This is a genomic window from Megasphaera massiliensis, from assembly GCF_036305205.1.
Taxonomy (GTDB): Bacteria; Bacillota; Negativicutes; order Veillonellales; family Megasphaeraceae; genus Megasphaera; species Megasphaera massiliensis.
In genome coordinates this window covers 1-17828 of record NZ_JAXIXE010000034.1, presented here as the reverse complement: position 1 = coordinate 17828, position 17828 = coordinate 1, and the positions used below count along the sequence as shown (strand labels likewise).

At 52.0% G+C, this 17828-nt stretch carries 18 protein-coding genes and 1 tRNA gene; 15 read left to right on the top strand and 4 right to left on the bottom strand.

All coding sequences use genetic code 11. From position 1 onward, the window contains the following. The first annotated feature begins 65 nt into the window (after nt 1-65). The 3 genes from UCI88_RS06500 to UCI88_RS06490 all read left to right on the top strand — a co-directional run bounded on the left by UCI88_RS06500 (nt 66) and on the right by UCI88_RS06490 (nt 3044). Nucleotides 66-141: transfer RNA gene (locus tag UCI88_RS06500), tRNA-Val, on the top strand. Nucleotides 142-404: 263 nt separating this feature from the next. Further along, nucleotides 405-1454 (top strand): phosphate acetyltransferase, encoded by a 1050-nt coding sequence (gene pta, locus UCI88_RS06495; protein WP_330024135.1) that lies wholly within the window; start codon nt 405-407, stop codon nt 1452-1454. Nucleotides 1455-1655: 201 nt separating this feature from the next. Beyond that, a complete protein-coding gene (locus UCI88_RS06490) occupies nt 1656-3044 on the top strand; it encodes an NAD(P)/FAD-dependent oxidoreductase (RefSeq protein ID WP_044502917.1) in 1389 nt (462 codons plus the stop codon). A 3-nt stretch (nt 3045-3047) separates the two neighbouring features. Here the strand turns inward: UCI88_RS06490 and UCI88_RS06485 are convergent, their stop codons facing one another. The 3 genes from UCI88_RS06485 to UCI88_RS06475 form a co-directional block, all read right to left on the bottom strand. After that, a complete protein-coding gene (locus UCI88_RS06485) occupies nt 3048-3749 on the bottom strand; it encodes a response regulator transcription factor (RefSeq protein WP_256179983.1) in 702 nt (233 codons plus the stop codon). Then, nucleotides 3727-5226, bottom strand: a complete 1500-nt coding sequence (locus tag UCI88_RS06480) for a sensor histidine kinase (RefSeq protein WP_044502915.1) — start codon at nt 5224-5226, stop codon at nt 3727-3729. Before UCI88_RS06480 ends, UCI88_RS06485 begins: the two co-directional genes overlap by 23 nt. 157 nt (nt 5227-5383) lie before the next feature. Continuing rightward, complete coding sequence (locus UCI88_RS06475) at nt 5384-6133, bottom strand: hypothetical protein (protein WP_044502914.1); 750 nt, start codon at nt 6131-6133, stop codon at nt 5384-5386. A 192-nt stretch (nt 6134-6325) separates the two neighbouring features. On the opposite strand from UCI88_RS06475, the gene selD reads away from it, so the two are divergent. From selD to selA, 8 genes are all read left to right on the top strand, one after another. After that, nucleotides 6326-7360 carry a selenide, water dikinase SelD gene (gene selD / locus UCI88_RS06470; protein WP_256179982.1) on the top strand — a complete coding sequence of 345 codons (1035 nt, stop codon included), beginning with the start codon at nt 6326-6328 and terminating at the stop codon, nt 7358-7360. Between the two features lie 100 nt (nt 7361-7460). Next, nucleotides 7461-8753: an adenylosuccinate lyase gene (purB, locus tag UCI88_RS06465; protein WP_044502912.1), complete on the top strand. Its 1293-nt coding sequence runs from the start codon at nt 7461-7463 to the stop codon at nt 8751-8753. Between the two features lie 86 nt (nt 8754-8839). Further along, nucleotides 8840-9982, top strand: a complete 1143-nt coding sequence (locus tag UCI88_RS06460; RefSeq protein WP_256179981.1) for an aminotransferase class V-fold PLP-dependent enzyme — start codon at nt 8840-8842, stop codon at nt 9980-9982. Between the two features lie 116 nt (nt 9983-10098). Continuing rightward, the gene (gene trxA, locus UCI88_RS06455) at nt 10099-10419 is read left to right on the top strand and encodes a thioredoxin (RefSeq protein ID WP_256179980.1); all 321 of its coding nucleotides are present in this window, start codon (nt 10099-10101) and stop codon (nt 10417-10419) included. A 35-nt stretch (nt 10420-10454) separates the two neighbouring features. Next, nucleotides 10455-10712 (top strand): TIGR03905 family TSCPD domain-containing protein, encoded by a 258-nt coding sequence (locus tag UCI88_RS06450; RefSeq protein ID WP_044502909.1) that lies wholly within the window; start codon nt 10455-10457, stop codon nt 10710-10712. After that, nucleotides 10712-10984, top strand: a complete 273-nt coding sequence (locus UCI88_RS06445; RefSeq protein WP_044502908.1) for a DUF3343 domain-containing protein — start codon at nt 10712-10714, stop codon at nt 10982-10984. The genes UCI88_RS06450 and UCI88_RS06445 overlap by 1 nt, the downstream gene beginning before the upstream one ends. A 4-nt stretch (nt 10985-10988) precedes the next feature. Then, nucleotides 10989-12911 carry a selenocysteine-specific translation elongation factor gene (selB, locus tag UCI88_RS06440; RefSeq protein ID WP_256179979.1) on the top strand — a complete coding sequence of 641 codons (1923 nt, stop codon included), beginning with the start codon at nt 10989-10991 and terminating at the stop codon, nt 12909-12911. Further along, nucleotides 12904-14295 (top strand): L-seryl-tRNA(Sec) selenium transferase, encoded by a 1392-nt coding sequence (selA, locus tag UCI88_RS06435; RefSeq protein ID WP_256179978.1) that lies wholly within the window; start codon nt 12904-12906, stop codon nt 14293-14295. The genes selB and selA overlap by 8 nt, the downstream gene beginning before the upstream one ends. Nucleotides 14296-14399: 104 nt before the next feature. Here selA and UCI88_RS06430 read toward each other — a convergent pair whose 3' ends face one another. Next, the gene (locus UCI88_RS06430) at nt 14400-15416 is read right to left on the bottom strand and encodes a LacI family DNA-binding transcriptional regulator (RefSeq protein ID WP_044502905.1); all 1017 of its coding nucleotides are present in this window, start codon (nt 15414-15416) and stop codon (nt 14400-14402) included. Nucleotides 15417-15669: 253 nt separating this feature from the next. Here UCI88_RS06430 and UCI88_RS06425 point away from each other — a divergent pair, with 253 nt between their 5' ends. The 4 genes from UCI88_RS06425 to UCI88_RS06410 all read left to right on the top strand — a co-directional run. Beyond that, a complete protein-coding gene (locus tag UCI88_RS06425) occupies nt 15670-16731 on the top strand; it encodes a nicotinate-nucleotide--dimethylbenzimidazole phosphoribosyltransferase (RefSeq protein WP_044503000.1) in 1062 nt (353 codons plus the stop codon). Beyond that, nucleotides 16724-16918, top strand: a complete 195-nt coding sequence (locus UCI88_RS06420) for a type II toxin-antitoxin system RelB/DinJ family antitoxin (protein WP_044502904.1) — start codon at nt 16724-16726, stop codon at nt 16916-16918. Before UCI88_RS06425 ends, UCI88_RS06420 begins: the two co-directional genes overlap by 8 nt. A gap of 104 nt (nt 16919-17022) precedes the next feature. Beyond that, nucleotides 17023-17424, top strand: coding sequence for an IS200/IS605 family transposase (gene tnpA, locus UCI88_RS06415; RefSeq protein ID WP_256179977.1), 402 nt, complete (start codon nt 17023-17025; stop codon nt 17422-17424). 6 nt (nt 17425-17430) lie between these two features. Continuing rightward, nucleotides 17431-17828 (top strand): hypothetical protein (locus UCI88_RS06410; RefSeq protein ID WP_330024134.1); only part of this gene is annotated, 398 nt, incomplete at its 3' end.

The window sequence follows — 17828 nt, the reverse complement described above, 5'->3', positions numbered from 1 at the left end:
GTGGTCTAAGACATCGCCCTTTCACGGCGAGAACATGGGTTCAAATCCCGTAGGGGTCACCACATGGGCGATTAGCTCAGCTGGGAGAGCGCCTGCCTTACAAGCAGGATGTCAGCAGTTCGATCCTGTTATCGCCCACCATGAAAAAAGCTGCACAACTTTGGTTGTGCAGCTTTTTTTTGTACTAGGAAATCGTTGGAAAATGCCTTCTGTGTATGAAAAAATCACTATCGTTGCAGAATTAGTATAATATATTTCTTCTGCTCATTTTATATATGAGTAATAATAGGTTTGATTCCCCGTCAATTTGTATTATAATGAAGGATAGTGATAGGAATATTTTCCTTATCATAAGGCCATATTTCTCAACAAATTTCTAAGAACTTACAAGGAGTGGTATCCAAATGAGATTTACAGAAGATTTAAAAGCCCGTGTTTCCAAGGCCCAAAAGAAAATTGTCCTTCCGGAAACGAACAGCCGCCGTGTCCTGAAAGCTGCTGAACGCGTTTTGGCTGATGGTTTTGCTAAAATCGTTCTCGTAGGTAAACTGGAACAGATCAAAAAAGATGCTGCTAAATTCCAAATCGATCTCACTGGTGTTGAAGTCATCAATCCGGAAACGTACTATCGGATGGATGAACTTTGCGAATACTTTGCAAAACGCCGCGAAAAGAAAGGCATGACGATTGAAAAAGCTCGCGACATCATGACGCACAACAACACTTTCTTTGCGGCTGGTCTCGTCGCTCTCGGCGAAGCTGACGGCTGCGTATCCGGTGCTGCTACGACGTCGGCAGAAGTTATCCGTGCCGGCCTTCAGGTCATCGGCCCCCGCCCTGGCAACAAGACCGTATCCTCGGCTTTCGTTCTCTTGACGAACACTCCTCAGTACGGCGACAATGGTATCCTCGTCCTCGGTGACTGCGGCGTTATCCCCAATCCGTCGGCAGATCAGCTGGCTGATATCGCCTGCATTTGTGTCGAACGTGCTCGTCGTACCGTTCAGATCCTCAATCCGAAGGTTGCCTTCCTTTCGTACTCCACGATGGGTTCCGGCGCCGGTGAATCCGTTGAAAACGTCCGCAAAGCTGTTGAAATCTTGAAAGAACGCAACGTCGATTTTGCTTTTGACGGCGAAATGCAGGCTGACGCTGCCCTCGTTCCGGAAGTCGGCGAACACAAGGCTCCCGGCTCGACCGTTGCCGGCCATGCCAACGTCCTCATCTTCCCGAACCTCGATGCTGCTAATATCGGTTACAAGATGGTTCAGCGCTTTGCCAATGCAACGGCTCTCGGACCTTTGGTTCAGGGCCTCGACAAACCTATCCTTGACTTGTCCCGTGGCTGCTCGTCTGAAGACGTAGCTGACGTCGTCGCTGTATGCTGCTCCGATGCGATTACGGCTGACTTCTACAAAAAAGAACGAGCTGAACATGAACATGAACAGCAGTAAGCTTAGTGCGTGACGAAAAAGCCGCTCCTTCGGGAACGGCTTTTTTTTCTTGCCTCCTCGAATCGGCGGCCGGTTGACTTTGTCGGTGCACCATGCTATGCTGAATGAGGAGCTGCTTGCGTGGCTGCAAAAGGCGTTGTCCCAAGGAGACAACGCCTTTTTTGTTCGATGTAAAGGTGTTTTTATAAGGAAGTGGCGTATATGAAAGCAGTAAAAACCTATGATGTCATCATTATCGGTGCCGGACCGGCCGGGATTTTTACGGCCTTGGAGCTGGCAGATAAGGGACTCGATATCCTCATGGTCGAAAAAGGCCAGGATATTCGGGAACGGATTGCGACCAGTCTCAATGGCGATGCTAAACCGCAGGATCGGGTGCGCAATGTCGTCTGCGGCTGGGGCGGTGCCGGTGCCTTCAGCGACGGGAAACTGACACTGACTACCGAATACGGCGGCAACCTCGATGACTATATGCCAAAAGCCGATTTAATGGATAAAATCCGTTATGTCGACGAAGTGTACTGCCGTTTTGGCGGTGCCGACCGCAAGGTGTACGGCGATGAAAATAAAGATCGCATTCGCGAGATAAAGCGAAAGGCCGCTGCAGCTGATCTCAGCTTCATTCCGGCTCGTATCCGCCACTTAGGGACCGACGTCAACGGCCAGATTTTGACCCATATGCGCGATTTCCTCGAAGGTAAGGTTGATATCATGGCCGATACGGCTGTGGATCACTTGGTAGAAGAAGAGGGTCAGATCAAAGGCGTCTTGATCGACGATCAGTTTTACGCCTGCCGCTATCTGGTCAGTGCGCCCGGACGGGAAGGGTCGGAATGGTTCGTCCACGAAGTGGAAAAAATGGGCCTTCGCCTGACCTCCAATGCCGTCGATATCGGCGTCCGCGTCGAAATGCCGGCAGAAGTGCTGGAAACGATTACGGACGTCGTCTATGAATCGAAACTTATTTATTTCAGTAAGTCTTTCGACGATCGCATCCGGACTTTCTGCATGAACCCCTACGGCTTCGTCGTCGAAGAAAATAACGACGGCTTACTGACCGTCAACGGCCACAGTTATGCCCATAAGAAGAGCGAGAACACGAACTTCGCCATCTTGGTATCGAAGAAGTTTACCGAGCCCTTTCACGAACCGATTAAGTACGGGAAGTATATCGCCAATTTGGCCAATATCTTAGGCGGCGGCGTCATCGTACAACGCCTCGGTGATTTCCTCGACGGCCGTCGGTCGACGCCGGAACGGATTCAGCGCGGTCTCGTTCGCCCGACGATGCCCAAGGCGACGCCCGGCGATTTGTCGTTGGTCCTGCCCTACCGCCATATGCAGGATATTAAAGAGATGCTTGAAGCCCTCGATGCCATCGCGCCGGGTGCCAATTCGAGACATACGCTCTTGTATGGCGTAGAAGCCAAATTCTATTCGAACCGACTGGAATTGAGCTCGGTCTTAGAAACCAAAATTCCGAACTTCTTTGCCATCGGTGACGGCGCCGGCATTACCCGCGGACTCGTTCAGGCGTCAGCTGCCGGCGTTACCGTCGGCCAGGAAATCCTGCGCCGTGAAGCAAAATAAGGATCAGGCCTCTTTAAAGCGATAGCCGGCGCCCCAGACCGTTTCGATGTAAATGGGCTTTGCCGGATCGGGTTCTATCTTTTCTCGGATGCGGTTGATGTGGACCATGACCGTTGCCGTATCGCCTTCGGCGTCGAGGTCCCAGACTCGTTCAAAGAGGCGGTCGCGGCTGAATACCAGGCCGGGATGTTTAGCCAAAAAGACCAGGAGTTCAAACTCTCGGTTGGTCAGGCTGATTTCCCGGCCTTTTACGTATACGCGATGCTTGTCGACGTAGATTTCCAGGTCGCCGCTGCGGAGGACTTCCCCACTGCCGCTTTCCGGACGGGCCTTTCCGGTCAGCCGTTCATAGCGCTGGATGTGAGCTTTTACGCGAGCGACGAGTTCCGTCGGACTGAAGGGTTTGATGATATAATCGTCGGCACCGAGGCCGAGACCGCGTATCTTGTCCATGTCCTCCCGCTTGGCGGACACCATGAGAATGGGGACTTCCTTGGCTTCGCGGATGCGGCGGCAGATGTGGAAGCCGTCCGTACCGGGGAGCATGATATCCAAGAGGATGAGGTCGAAATCGTCGGTTAAGGCCCGCTCCATGCCCTTCGTTCCGTCTGTTTCGATGACGCTTGCAATTCCGTCAGCTTCGAGAAAGTCTCGTTCGAGTTCAGCGATTTCCATATTGTCTTCAATGATTAGAATCGATTTCATGATTATCCTCCTCTGCTGCCGGCAAGGTGATGACGACGGTCAATCCTCCGCCCGGCGTTTCGGCAGCGTATATCCTTCCTTTTAAGGTAGCAATGATTTGTTTGACGATGGCAAGGCCCAGGCCGCTGCCTTTTTTGACGTCTGTGCGGGCTTCATCGGTTCGGTAAAAACTGTCGAACAGTTTGGTAAGGTAGACTTTGGGGACGCCCGGGCCGTGGTCGGCAAAGGATAGGATAACGTGGCCCGGAGTCGCCTCCAGCTTGATATCCATGGCGACCGTATCGGTGTCTTTGTACTTTAAGGCGTTTTCTAAGAGGTTATCGATGACCCGTTGGAACTGCATTCGGTCAATACGGACTTGTGCTGCTTCCGTGGGGGCCTCGTAATTCAGGATGAGGCCCAGCTCAGAGAAGAGAGCGGCGTTTTCGGCAGTGAAGTCAGCAAAATAATCTCGGAGGGACACCGTCTCAAAGGTGAAATCGACCTGACCTAAGTCGAGTTTTGAAAAGAGAAACAGGCGGTCGACGAGTTTTTCTAAGGAGCAGGCATTTTGGTAAATGAGCTCTATATAGTGATGGCGCTTTTCTGCCGTTTTGGCAATGCCGACTAAGATGCCGCTGGCATAGCCTTTTAAGAGAGTCAGTGGTGTCGACAGGTCGTGAGAGATGCCGGCAATGAGTTCTTTTCGGTTCTGTTCGTATTTTTCCTGTGCCGTTCGGGCTGCCTTAAGCTGGCGGCGCATGCGGTCGAAGGCGGAACAGGTCTGGCCCAGTTCGTCACGGGACGAGACGGTCAGTTTATAATCGAGGTTTCCCTTTTCAATTTCGGAGGCCGCCGTGCGAAGGGCGGCCAAGGGCCCTAAAATTTGGCGCGACAAGAGGCGGGACAGGATGAGGCCGCAGCCGATGATGATGACACTGGCTGTCCCGACGATGAAGATGAGGAGTGTCTGGATGACGTTTTTGGCCATGCCTTCGCGGATGCCGGTTTTGGCGATGAAGGGCGTATTTCCGGCGGCGATGATCGTCGTCCCGCTGTGGGGCGACGAATATCGGAAGAAGAAGCCGTCTCCGTCCCAGGTCATGACCGTCTTTTGACCGTGGGCCTTTTGCAGGACCCGGTCGGCTAATCCGTAGAAGTCGACGCCCGGTGTGACGTAGGCGACCTGGTCGTGGCGGATGATGGCCGTGGCAATCCCCAGGCTTTCCAGGACCTGGCAGTCTTCGCGAAGGTCATTCAGTTTCAGCGGCCCCGGCCGTTCGGCTTTGACCCGGAGGGAACTGACCGTATATTGGATGGAAAGGGCCGGCCCCTTTTCCGGCCATAAGGTCATCAGGTCGTTGTGAGGAGACGAGAAGCGAAGGCCCGAGACCAAGAGGAAGCCGAGGACGGTCAAAATGAAGATGGGGACAAAGACCATGGTGAAGTTGGCGATGAGCAGGCGGTGGCGTAAGGAAATATCGCGTAAATGGAGCATAGGGCAGCATCCTTTCTGTATGATATTTCTATTATAGCTGTTTTCGAGGGCAGAAAAAAGGACCGGCCGATGGAGCCCCTGTTTTGTTTCCATAAACCAGCGCGAACGTCTGGCTCATGGGAGCAATCCAAGATACTTCATCGGTCAGTCCTTTTTGTCAGTCATCGATTTGAGTATGGATGACCGACCCGGTTACGGCGTCGATGAGGATGTCGTAGTGAACGCTGCCGGAGACGGCACGGACCTTATACATGGGGTGGAAGCCGGGCTGCATCGGTTGGCCGGGCTGCTGACCTTGCTGTGCCGCCGGCTGCTGTCCGGTTGTTTGCTGTCCCTGTGGTACTGCCTGCCCCTGCTGTGGGTCTTGCTGCGCGGCTGCTTGAGGCGTCGTCAGTTCCTGAGGCGGTTGGAGGGCCGGGGCCCCGCCTTGATGATCCTGGGGACCCATTTGAGGGCTGCCCTGTCCCGGTCTCATTCTTTCATCCATATTCGGACGGCCTTTTTCGTTGCGGTCAGGGCCTTCTCCCGGTCCTCTTTCGCCGCGGCGATCTTGCCGATGTTCTTCGCGTCCGTCTCTATGCTTCATGCTGTCCATGTCAAAGAGGGCGACTTCTTTAAAGTCCAGCTGACTTTCGTCTTTGCCTATGGCCTTGGCAGCTGCGGCACGGGCCTGTTCTTCATTGATGAGACTGACGCCTTTTTGCTTTGCCTGGGCCTGGGTCAAATCGGCCATGGCGGCGACTTGCTCTTCATGGCGGGCCATATGGCGCTGGTGGAGATAGTAGCGGCCGCCGGCACCGGCGATGACGGCGACGACGATAAAAGCGGCTGCGATTTTTGCATTGCGGGCGGTGAACATCTTATTTTTGATGGAAATGAGTGTATCTTGCCATTTTTCTTGGGTCATGATGAATTCCTCCTGTCTGTCCTTGCTTCTTTTTGAGTACAAACACAGTATAGCCGGTAAATCTAAAATCGAGCTAAACCGGAGCGTAAGAATTGCAAAAATAAGAGAAGGCATAAAACTATCGGTGAAATTATAGTATAATATAAACAAAGAGAGAAAAGTCTGTATTGTTATTCATAAGGAGGGACTTCCATGGAAGATAAACTGAAATTAACCCAACTGGCATCCTGTGCCGGTTGAGGCGCTAAACTGGGGCCAGGGACACTGGCTCAATTGTTGGAAGGGCTTCCAACACATACTGATGACCGCCTCCTCGCCGGCTATGATAAGAGCGACGACGCGTCGGTCTACCAAGTTACGGACGACTTGGCCATTGTCCAGACTGTCGACTTCTTTCCGCCTATCGTCGACGATCCTTATTTATTCGGTCAAATTGCAGCGGCCAATGCCCTGAGCGACGTCTACGCCATGGGGGCGGAGGCAAAGCTTGCCATGAACGTCATGTGCGTCAACCTGAAGATGGGCCAAGAAGCCATTCGCCTCATCTTAGAAGGCGGCTACAGCAAGGCCTATGAAAGTGGCGTCATCATCACCGGCGGTCATACGATTGAAGATAAGGAACCGAAATACGGCTTGTCGGTCACGGGCTTTGTGCATCCGCAAAAATTACTGCGCAATTCATCGGCTCGTCCCGGCGATGTCCTCATCTTGACCAAGCCTTTGGGCGTCGGGATCTTGATGACGGCAGCCCAAGGGGATTTTGTAGCGCAGCCCCTTTTGCAGCAGCTATACGCCCAGATGGCGCAGCTCAATAAGACCGCTCGGGACGTGATGGTTCGCTACGACGTTCACAGCTGTACCGACGTTACCGGTTTTGGTCTCTTAGGGCATGCTTGTGAGATGGCTGATGGAAGTGAAACGACGATTCACTTTGATACTTCATCTATCCCCTTCCATAAAGAGGCTATTGATATGGCCGCTATGGGCTTTATCCCGGCCGGGGCGTACCGTAACCGTGATTTTGCGGCAGGCCGCGTTTCAGCCGACGGCATCGATAAAGGAATGATGGATGTTTTATATGATCCTCAGACGTCGGGCGGTCTTCTCATTGCCGTTTCTGAAAAAGATGCCGTGCTTTTGGAACGGTCCTTGAAGGACGTCCTTCCTTGTGCCGCTGTCATCGGCTATGTGACTGCGCGGGAAGGAGAATCCATTGTGATTGAATAAAACTTGCAAAACGGCTACCTTCGGCACTATAGATAGTGTATAATAGTGACGGTGAGTTTTTTTTACCGTACTCATGTCAATGATAAAGGAGAGATCAACTGTGATTGAACGCTATACGAAACCGGAAATGGGTCAAATTTGGACAGAATTCAATGAATGGGACACGCTGAAACAGGTGGAAATCCTGGCCAGTGAAGCCCAGGCTGAACTTGGGAATATCCCGAAAGAAGCGGCTAAAGAAATTCGCGAAAAAGCTGCCTTTTCTGTCGACCGCATCCATGAAATCGAAGCGGAAACACATCATGATATTGCTGCTTTCGTCTCCAACCTTTCCGAAAATATCGGCGAAGCCGGAAAGTACGTCCATTTGGGCCTGACGTCGACAGACGTCAAAGATACGGCTTTGGGTTCCATGCTGAAACAGGCTTCGGATATCCTCATCAAGGACCTCGAAGACTTCCACGCCGTATTGCGTCGCCGTGCCGTTGAATTTAAATATACGCCGTGCATCGGCCGTACTCATGGCATTCACGCCGAAGCGACGACTTTCGGCCTCAAGCTGTGCAACTGGATGGCTGAAATCGAACGCGATATCGACCGCATGAAACATGCCAAGGAAACGATTGCCGTCGGTAAAATTTCCGGTGCTGTCGGTACGTATGCTGACGTTGATCCCTTCGTTGAACAATACGTCTGCGAACACCTGGGCATTGCGGCATCGCCTATTTCGTCGCAGACCCTGCAGCGTGACCGCCACGCCGAATTCCTTACGACTTTGGCTGTCATCGCCAGCTCCATCGACAAAATGGCAACGGAAATCCGTCATCTCCAGCGTACGGAAGTTCGCGAAGCAGAAGAATACTTCAGTCCTAAACAGAAGGGCTCGTCCATCATGCCTCATAAGCGCAATCCTATTACTTGTGAACGCATGTGTGGCTTGGCTCGTGTCATCCGCGGCAATGCCCAGGCGGCTTTGGAAGACGTCGCTCTCTGGCATGAACGCGATATTTCCCATTCTTCCGTAGAACGGGTTATCCTGCCGGACAGCACCATTGCTCTTGACTATATGCTCCAGACCTTTACCCGGGTCATCGACAAGCTCCTCGTCTATCCCGATAAGATGATGGCCGACCTCAATTTGACGGGCGGACTCATTTACAGCCCGATCATCCTCAATACCCTCGTCGAAAAAGGCGCCGTCCGCGAACAGGCGTACCGCTGGGTACAGCGCAATGCCATGAAGCGCTGGATCGACGGAGAAGACTTCTTGGAAAACTTGAAGAAAGATGAAGACGTTAAGCAGTATATGACCGAAGCAGAAATTGAAGGCTGCTTTGATGTCAAGAAAATGCTCAGCCACGTCGATACCATCTTTGCACGTTTCGGCATTTAAGTTGTAACCTTGTAAGGGCCTTACGACCTGCTTTGGCAGTCTCGTCGGGCCTTTTTCAATAGGGGCTGCTTGGAAAGGAGGGCGTCATGTATTATTTTGACAATGCGGCGACGACAGCCCAAAAGCCGGAAGCCGTATCGAAGGCCGTCTTTGAAGCCTTGACGGCCGGCGATATCGGCAATCCGTCCCGCGGTGCCCACGGCTATTCTTTAAAGGCCTATGACATCGTCTTGACGGCGAAACATCGCGTTCAGACACTGTTTAACGGTAAGGATTTGTACGACGTTGCCTTTACCCACAATTCTACGGTTGCCTTAAATATGGTGCTGAAAGGGCTGATCCGGCCCGGAGACGGCGTTATGACGACGGCTTGGGAGCATAATGCCGTTCTGCGCCCGTTATACCAGTTAGAGGCTTTAGGGGCGGAACTGACCGTCATTCCGGCTGTCAGTCCTACAGGAGGGCTGGCTTACGATGACATGGAAGGGCTGCTGACGCCGAAGACCAAATGGTTGGTCTGTAATCATGCCTCTAATGTGACGGGCAATGTCCTCGACTTGAACCGCATCAAGGCTTTTTGCAGGAATCACTGTTTGGGGCTCATTGTCGACGTATCTCAAACGGCAGGGGCTTATGACATCGATTTGTCTGACGGCATCGTAACGGCGGCCTGCTTTACCGGGCATAAATCGCTTTATGGACCGGGCGGAACGGGAGGAATCGTCATCCGCCGCGGCGTCGAAGTCCTGCCGTCTATTACCGGCGGCGACGGCGTTCATACTTTTGAGCGGGAGCAGCCTTCAGGAGTTCCTGCTGTTTTTGAAGCGGGGACAGCCAATGTCGCCGGCATTGCCGGCCTGAGTGCTGCTGTCGAACTTATCTTAAAAAAGGGGATTCCGGCTGTCAGGGCTCATCAAGAGGAATTGGCCCGAGCCTTTATTCCGGCTGTGAAGGCCATTCCCGGAATTTGCCTTTACGGGGATTTTTCCGGTCCCCGGGTAGGTGTCTACAGCCTGAATCTGGGCGATGCCGAGTCGGCTGTCGTCAGCGACATCCTGTGGGAGACCTATCATATGGCGACGCGGCCGGCCTATCATTGCGCACCCCTCATGCATGAGGCCTTGGGGACGGCCGTTCAGGGGACGGTTCGCTTTTCTTTTTCTCAGTTTACGACCGTTGAAGACGTCCTGGCAGCGGCAGCGGCTTTGGAAGTCATTGCCCGCTCGTAGGCGTTTTTGGCGATTGTGTAAATTTTTGGGGAAAACTTGACTCGATTGGTGTACTAATATATAATGAAATTAGTTACAAAAGGCAAATAGTCAAAAGAAGAAAGGTGGCGTCTATTATGGAATATAAATTTTCAATGGATAATTTTGAAAAAGAAGTTTTGAACAGCAGCGAACCTGTTTTGGTAGATTTCTTTGCAACCTGGTGCGGTGTTTGCGAAAAGGAAGGACCGATTATTACAGAACTCGCCGAAGAATATACCGGCAAGGTTAAAATCGGGAAACTCGACGTCGATGAAAATCCGGCCCTTGCTCAGGATTACGATGTCAGCACGATTCCCAACATGGTCTTTTTCAAAGACGGGAAAGTCGTCGACCGGACTATCGGTTCTGTTCCGGCCAATGTATTAAAGAACAAATTAGATTCCCTGCTGAAATAATCCGTTCCTTCTGCGGATATTCGAGGTGATTTTTTATGAAAAACTATTCCTACAAGACCAAGGGAACTTGTTCTCGTGAAATTTCCTTTGCCATCGAAGACGGGAAGCTCCATGACGTCCGTTTCGTCGGCGGTTGTCCCGGCAACACCTTGGCTCTCGGCAAGCTCCTTGAAGACGCCGATGCCAAGCGGGCCGTCGCTATCCTAAAAGGAAATCCCTGCGAGGATCGGGGCACGTCTTGTGCCGACCAGCTGGCACGCGCCGTTGAGCAGGCCTTGGCTCAGGAAGGGTAATGGCGGTTCAGGAATACGGTATCGTCTTAGTGCCGTCGACGCGAGAGGCTATTGAAGGTGAACGCCTTGCGAAGAAAGCAGGACTTTCGGTGCGCATCATTCCTACGCCGGGAAAAATCGATGCGTCCTGTGGTTTTTCTTTGAAATACGAGTTGAACGATGAAGCGGCCCTCACTGCCTTATTCGACAAGGAGGCGGTGGAATGGGCCGCTTTATATCATGCCTGCCGTCAAGGCCTTTCCGTTTCATATACTAAGATAAAAGAAGGTTGACAGGATGACCAGACATATCGTTATCGGCACAGCCGGTCATGTCGATCACGGCAAGACGACGCTTGTGCGGGCTTTGACGGGCATCGAGACCGACCGGACGGCTGAAGAGAAACGACGGGGCCTGACTATCGATTTAGGCTTTGCCTGGCTGGATCTGCCCGATGGGACGCGGTGCGGTATCGTCGATGTACCCGGTCATGAAAAATTTATAAAGAATATGGTCGCCGGCCTGCCGGGCCTCAACATGGTCCTGCTCGTCGTCGATGCCAAGGAAGGGGTCATGCCGCAGACGAGTGAACATCTCGGCATCTTGACCCTTTTTGGCGTTCGTAAATTTATCGTCGTCGTAACCAAGGCCGATACCGTTGCCCCAAAAGCCCTTGAGGAGTCCTTAACCCGCATGGACCAAGCTTTCATCGGTACGGCTGCGGAAGGGTCCCCGCTTGTCGTCACCGATGCTTTGAGCGGCCGCGGAATGCGTGAACTCGTCGATGCCATTTCCCGGATGGCCGAAACGATTCTGCCCCAAGAGGCTTCCGGTCATGGCCGTCTCCATGTGGACCGTTCTTTTTCGCTTAATGGAGTCGGAACTATCGTTACGGGTACCCTCCTGGACGGGGTCGTGGAAAAGGAGCAGTACCTATGGCTTTACCCCGGAGGGCGGCAGCTGCGCGTTCGCAACATTCAGGTGTATGAGGAAGACGTCCTCCGCGCGGAACCGTCACAGCGGACGGCACTTAACTTGGCCGGAATTTCCTGCGGCGACGTTCCTCGCGGCTCGGTCCTCTGTGCGGTACCGGACGTGACGGCGACGCGCATGATCGATGCCAAGGTGACCTGCCTTAGGGAGGCGCCGCCACTGGTACTCTGGCAGCGTGTGCGCCTCTTAGTCGGGACGCGGGAAGTCATGGCCCGTGTCGTCCCCTTAGGCGTCGAAGCCATCGAACCCGGTACGGAAGGTTTCTTGCAGCTGCGGTTGGAGCGAGATGAAATCTATGTCAAAAGCGGGGATCCTTTTATCCTTCGTTCGTTTTCGCCCATGCATACCGTAGGCGGAGGAAAAATCCTCGATGCCCGTCCGGAAAAACACCGTCGCTTTAAAGAGAATCTGATGACGGCCTTACGAGCTCGCGATGCGAATCTGAAAGAGGAAGTGATTGCTCAGTTTTTACAGTGCTGTCAGTCTCCGTTTTCGACGGTTGAGGCTATTTCTGCCGGAACCGACCTGCCTTCTGGGGAGGTTGAAAGGGCTCTCGAACATTTAAAACATCAAGGCCGGGTGAAGCCATTTCGCCTGGGCTGGATTCATGGCGAAGCCTTCAAGTCATGGCAGGCTCGGAGCCTTTCTGTACTCCATGAGTACCATAAACGGTGGCCCCTGCGCTTTGGCATGCCCCAACCTGAATGGCGGCAGCGGTTAGGCCTTGGTGAAAAAGAAGGTCGGGCACTGCTGCAGTTGCTCTTGGCGCGAAAAATCTGCCGACTGTCGCGAAATTTCGTTGCGGCTAAGGATTTTCGCCTCGCGTTTTCACCCCGTCAGCGCCAATGCCAGTCGGAGATTGAAAGGCGATTGGCTCGAAGCGGGTACCGCCCCGTTGCGATTGCCGACCTCCTTTCTTTGGGGCCGGACGTACGGGAAATCCTCAAGGCCTTACAGGGTAAGAGCCTCACCTTCCTTTCGCCGGAGTTTGTCTTATCGAAGGCCTGCCTTCGACGAGCCGCCGAGGTCGTTACTCAGTATTTCAAGGAGCATGAAGTTTTAAAGGTGGGGACGTTGCGAGACCTATTGCAGGTTAACCGCCGTCAGGCCCTCTTGATTTTAACTTATTTTGATGGTTTGGGTCTTACGGTGAAGGCCGGTGATGGCCGGGCTTTCGGGTCAAGGGCCGCTAATGATACAGCTAAAGGAGATGACGTTTATGAATGAAGCTATAAAACAGCTGCTTCGCCAGCTGCCTGATGTCGATACGCTCTTGCAGCGTCCGGCTTTTCAGCAGTTAGAAAAACCGCGTCATATTGTTCGCGATGCCATTCGCGCCGTTCTCGACGATAGGCGTAGAGCCATTCTCGAAGGACTCTGGAATGAACCTTTTTCTATGGAGCTTTTTGAACAAGCCGTGGCGGCCTTTATACAGGGCGCGGATAAGGGGCATTTGCGGCGAGTCATCAATGGGACCGGGACCGTCCTTCATACCAATTTAGGCCGGGCCGTTCTCAGTCCGGACATTGCCGGACAGATTGCGGAACTCGTCGGGCACTACACTAATTTAGAGTATGATTTAGCATTGGGAAAACGGGGCCTTCGTGATGATCATGTACGAGAACTCCTCTGTCAGCTTACCGGGGCCGAAGATGCCCTGGTCGTCAACAATAACGCTGCCGCGGTCCTGTTGGTACTGGCCAGCCTTATGCCCGGCAAAGAAGTCGTCGTTTCCCGAGGTGAATTGGTTGAAATCGGCGGCTCCTTCCGCATTCCCGATGTCATTGAACAGAGCGGCTGCACGATTCGTGAAGTCGGGACGACCAATAAGACCCATTTGGCTGATTATGAACGGGCTATTCGTGAAGACACGGGCGCTTTGATGAAAGTCCATACCAGCAATTACCGCATCATCGGCTTTACGGAAAGCGTAACGGCAGCTGATTTAGTCAGACTGGCTCACGCCCAAAATCTTCCCTGCATCAATGACCTTGGCAGCGGCCTCTTTATCGACTTGGAGTCATTGGGACTCCCTCATGAACCGACGGTCCGAGAAGTCATTGAAGCCGGCTGCGACGTCGTTACCTTTAGCGGTGATAAACTGTTAGGCGGGCCCCAGGCCGGCATCATCGTCGGCAAGGCTTCCTATATTGAACGGATGAGACGCCACCCGCTGCTTCGGGCCCTTCGCATCGATAAGATGACCTTAGCCGGTCTCGAAGGGACGCTTCGCATCTATCGGGACGGAGAGGCGGTTCAAAAGATTCCGACATTGGCGGCCCTGGTGCAGCCTTCTGACCTTTGCCATAAACGCGGGAAGTTGCTGGCAGCAGCTTTATCGGAGGCCGGTCTTCCCCTTGAAATATCGCTCGTTGAAGTCGACGATGCCGTCGGCGGCGGTGCCTTCCCCGGTGTCGTCCTTTCCGGCTGGGGCGTTGCTGTCCGGCCGACAAGCGGGACGGTAACGGCCTTAGAAGAAAGCCTTCGAAAAGGAGATATCCCTGTTTTGGCCCGCATCCGTCACGATGCCCTTATCCTTTCCGTACGGACCCTTGGCGATGAGGAATTTTCGGACATCGTAAGGGCGATGAAATCGGTTTTACAGTCTTGATGGCTGCATAAATGGATATAGAAAAGGAACGACCCCGTAAAAATCTTTTTTTGGGGTCGTTCCTTTTGCTAAATAAGGGGGAGGGAAAGAAATTGAATTATTACTTATTCTGCCGGTGAAGATTGTCCGATAATTTCCCGGCCTTCGACGAATTGAACCGTCGGATTTTCTTTTTTCTTTTCGATGAGGTCGACCATGAGATGCAGACAGTGCTGACCGATTTCGCCCATGGGTATATCGACACGAGATAAGGATGGGATGGCATAGTCATTGAGCTGAGCCATGTTGATACCGATGGTGAAGACTTCTACTTCCTCCGGAATCGCGATGCCTAAGGCATGGCAGGCATAGAGCATGCCGTGGGCCAGGACGTCCGATTCGCAGAACATCGCCCGGGGCATCCGTTTTTCTTCATAGAGTTTTTTCGTAGCGGCGACAGCACTGGCGGAAGCCGTGTCACAAAGGACGATGTTTTCTTCCGGAACCGGATGGCCGTTTTGGGCAAAGGTATCGAGGAAGCCCTGCATCCAGGTACGCATGATGGGGAAGGTTGTGTCGTGGGTTAAGACGCCGGCGTCAAAAATGCCCTTGTCGAGGAAATGACGGGCGACGTTGCAGCCGATCTGATAGTTGTCCATGGTGACGCTGCTGTATTTATCCGATTCCCTGTTGAACAGGACCACCGGGCAGGGAATATGGATGGAATTGAGATAATCCATGTCCTTGTTGGACATGTTAGCGATGATGATGCCGTTGAAAAATTCATTCTGCATGGCTTCGAGTTGTTTTTGGAGCTGGTCAACTTTATATGGGACAACGGTTAAATGAATTGTTTTATTTTGTTTCATGATTTCTTCTTGGATACCGAGGGTGATACGGGCCAAGTAGTTGATACGAAAGTCTGTTGCCCAGTAGAAAGCAATGGCGTAGCTGTCCTTTTGTGCAGACCGAAGCTTCTTTGCCGATTGGTTTGGAACGTAGTTTAAATCTTGTGCAATTTTGTATATTCGCTGTTGAGTTTCCTGAGAAATTTTTCGTTCCCGTCCTTTTCCGTTCAGGACGATGGATACGGTAGCAATAGAAACGCCGGCAGCTTTTGCAATATCTTTAATTGTGGACACGATGGCCACCTCCACTCTTATGCTTATTTTGACATAATTTAAACGTTTTTTCAAGGAAATATATGCTACAGAATGGACAAATATTCATTGGTGTCTGTGTCAGAATTTTTTTTAATACAATTTTTTGCATTAAATCAGCAGTCGTGGCCAATCTCTGCGAATCATGATACAATAAAAAACATACAAGCCCGAGACTTTTTAGGAAACGGTGATGAGAGGCATCATCAGAAAAACGGGTAAAAAGGGGACGAATATGACCGAAGACAGAGATAAGTATCGCAAGCAGGCTCTATATCAGGTGGACAATTTGGCGAAGCCCCCCGGAAGTTTAGGGACCTTAGAAAAACAGGCCAAGCAGGTGCTCCTGGCCTGGGGGCAGTTTCATAAAGAGCTTCGGCCGAAGCATCTTATTTTTGCGGCCGACAACGGTGTCGTTCATTCCGGTGTCGTCGCACAATTAGCTGATATTACCTATATGCAGAGCCGGCACATGGTAGACGGCACGTCGGCCGTGACCTGCTTTTGCCGCAGTCAGCAGATTCCCTACGCCGTCATCGACGTCGGCATCGATAGTGAAGATGCCGTCGGCATCGATCGCAAGATAGCCCGGGGGACGCGGGATTTTTCCAAGGAGCCGGCCATGAGTGAAGCTCAGCTTCAACAGGCCCTGGCGGCCGGTCGGGAACAGGTACAGCAGGCTAAGGCCGAAGGAATCAATCTCTTGTCCTTCGGGGAAATGGGTATCGGTAATACGACGACGTCGGCTGCTGTGCTGACGGCCTTATCGCCGAAAAAAATGACCTGGCTTTCCGGGTTCGGTTCGGCCAGGGGGAATTACAAGCTGCTGTTTCACAAGCGCCGTGTCATTGCCGAGGCCATGAAGCGCTATGAAGGGCAGTTGTCGTCACCGGAAGCGGCCCTGCGCTGTGTCGGCGGATTCGATCTGGCGGCCCTGTGCGGCGCTATGCTGGCTTGTGCCGATGAGAGAATCCCTTTTTATATCGACGGCTTTATTACGGCGACGGCCCTGGCCTGTGCCGTTGCCATGGATTCTCGGGTTCGGGATTATGCCCTGCCCTCTCATATTTCCAGGGAGCCCGGCATGGCTCAGGCCTTGCGCCTATGCGGTATCGACGAGTATGACGTGCCTCTTACGGCCGGCCTTTCCTTGGGAGAAGGGACGGGGGCCGTCTTGGGCGTTATCCTGCTCAAGACGATGATGTACGCCGTTTGGCATATGGCCACCTTAGACGGCATCAATCAGGAAGCTCAGGAACGATATGATAAACGCCAAGGAGATGCGCACCATGGATGACGTAACGAGAGAAAAGGCCCGGGCTGTCTTTGCCCGATTAGGCCTGACAGAAGAACAAGCGATAGAACTTTTTTATAAGCGGACCATTGAGGTCGGACGGATGCCTTTTGCTGCGTCTGAGGAAAAAACGCGGAAGATGAAGAAAAAGCGGATGAACGAGCGTTTTGCCGAATGGGATGCTTTCTAATTTGTTTACATGTTGTTCAGCAGAAAGCCAACGATTTTAATTGTTGGATGAATGATTGTAGATATTTTATTTTATTTTATCTACGGATATGCTATGATATAAATATGGAAACGACATATTTTAGAACAAAAACTACCGTGTCATTCATTAACTATCATTTTGTATTCTGCCCAAAGTACCGACGTAAAATATTTCTTATTCCACGGGTGGAAGAACGTTTCAAAGAACTAACTCGACAGAAATGCGAGGAACTCAATATCGAAATTCTCACGATGGAGTGTCATATTGATCATGTGCATCTTTTTTTGAAATGCTGGCCGACGCAGTCTCCTGCCGAAATCATGAAGGAGATAAAAGGAGCTTCTTCTCATGTTCTTCGTAACGAATTTCCAAAACTGAAAGGGATGTCCAGCCTTTGGACCAGAAGTTATTTCGTTTCGACTGCTGGCAATGTTAGCAGCGATACTATCAAGTGGTATATTGATACGCAGAAAACAAGGGGATGAGTTACAATGATAAAGACCTACAAGTTTAAGATCTATACCGCAAAACGAAACAAAAAACTTCATCGGCAGATTAATGCCGCAGGCCTTGCCTACAATCATTGCATCGCACTCCATAAGCGGTACTGGCAGCTGTATCGTAAATCGCTGAACAAGTTTGCTTTGCAGAAGCACTTGACGAAGCTCAAGAAGCTTGAGCGGTTTAGTTATCTCAAAGAAATAGGTTCACAGGCATTGCAGGATGTCACTGACCGCATCGATAGAGCGTACAATCTCTTCTGGACAAATCTCAACAATAAACGTAAGACCGCACCGCCGGGTTTTAAGAAAGTCTGCAAGTACAAGTCTTATACGCTCAAGCAAGCTGGCTGGAAGCTTGATGAGGGGCATGGCACAGTCTACATAGC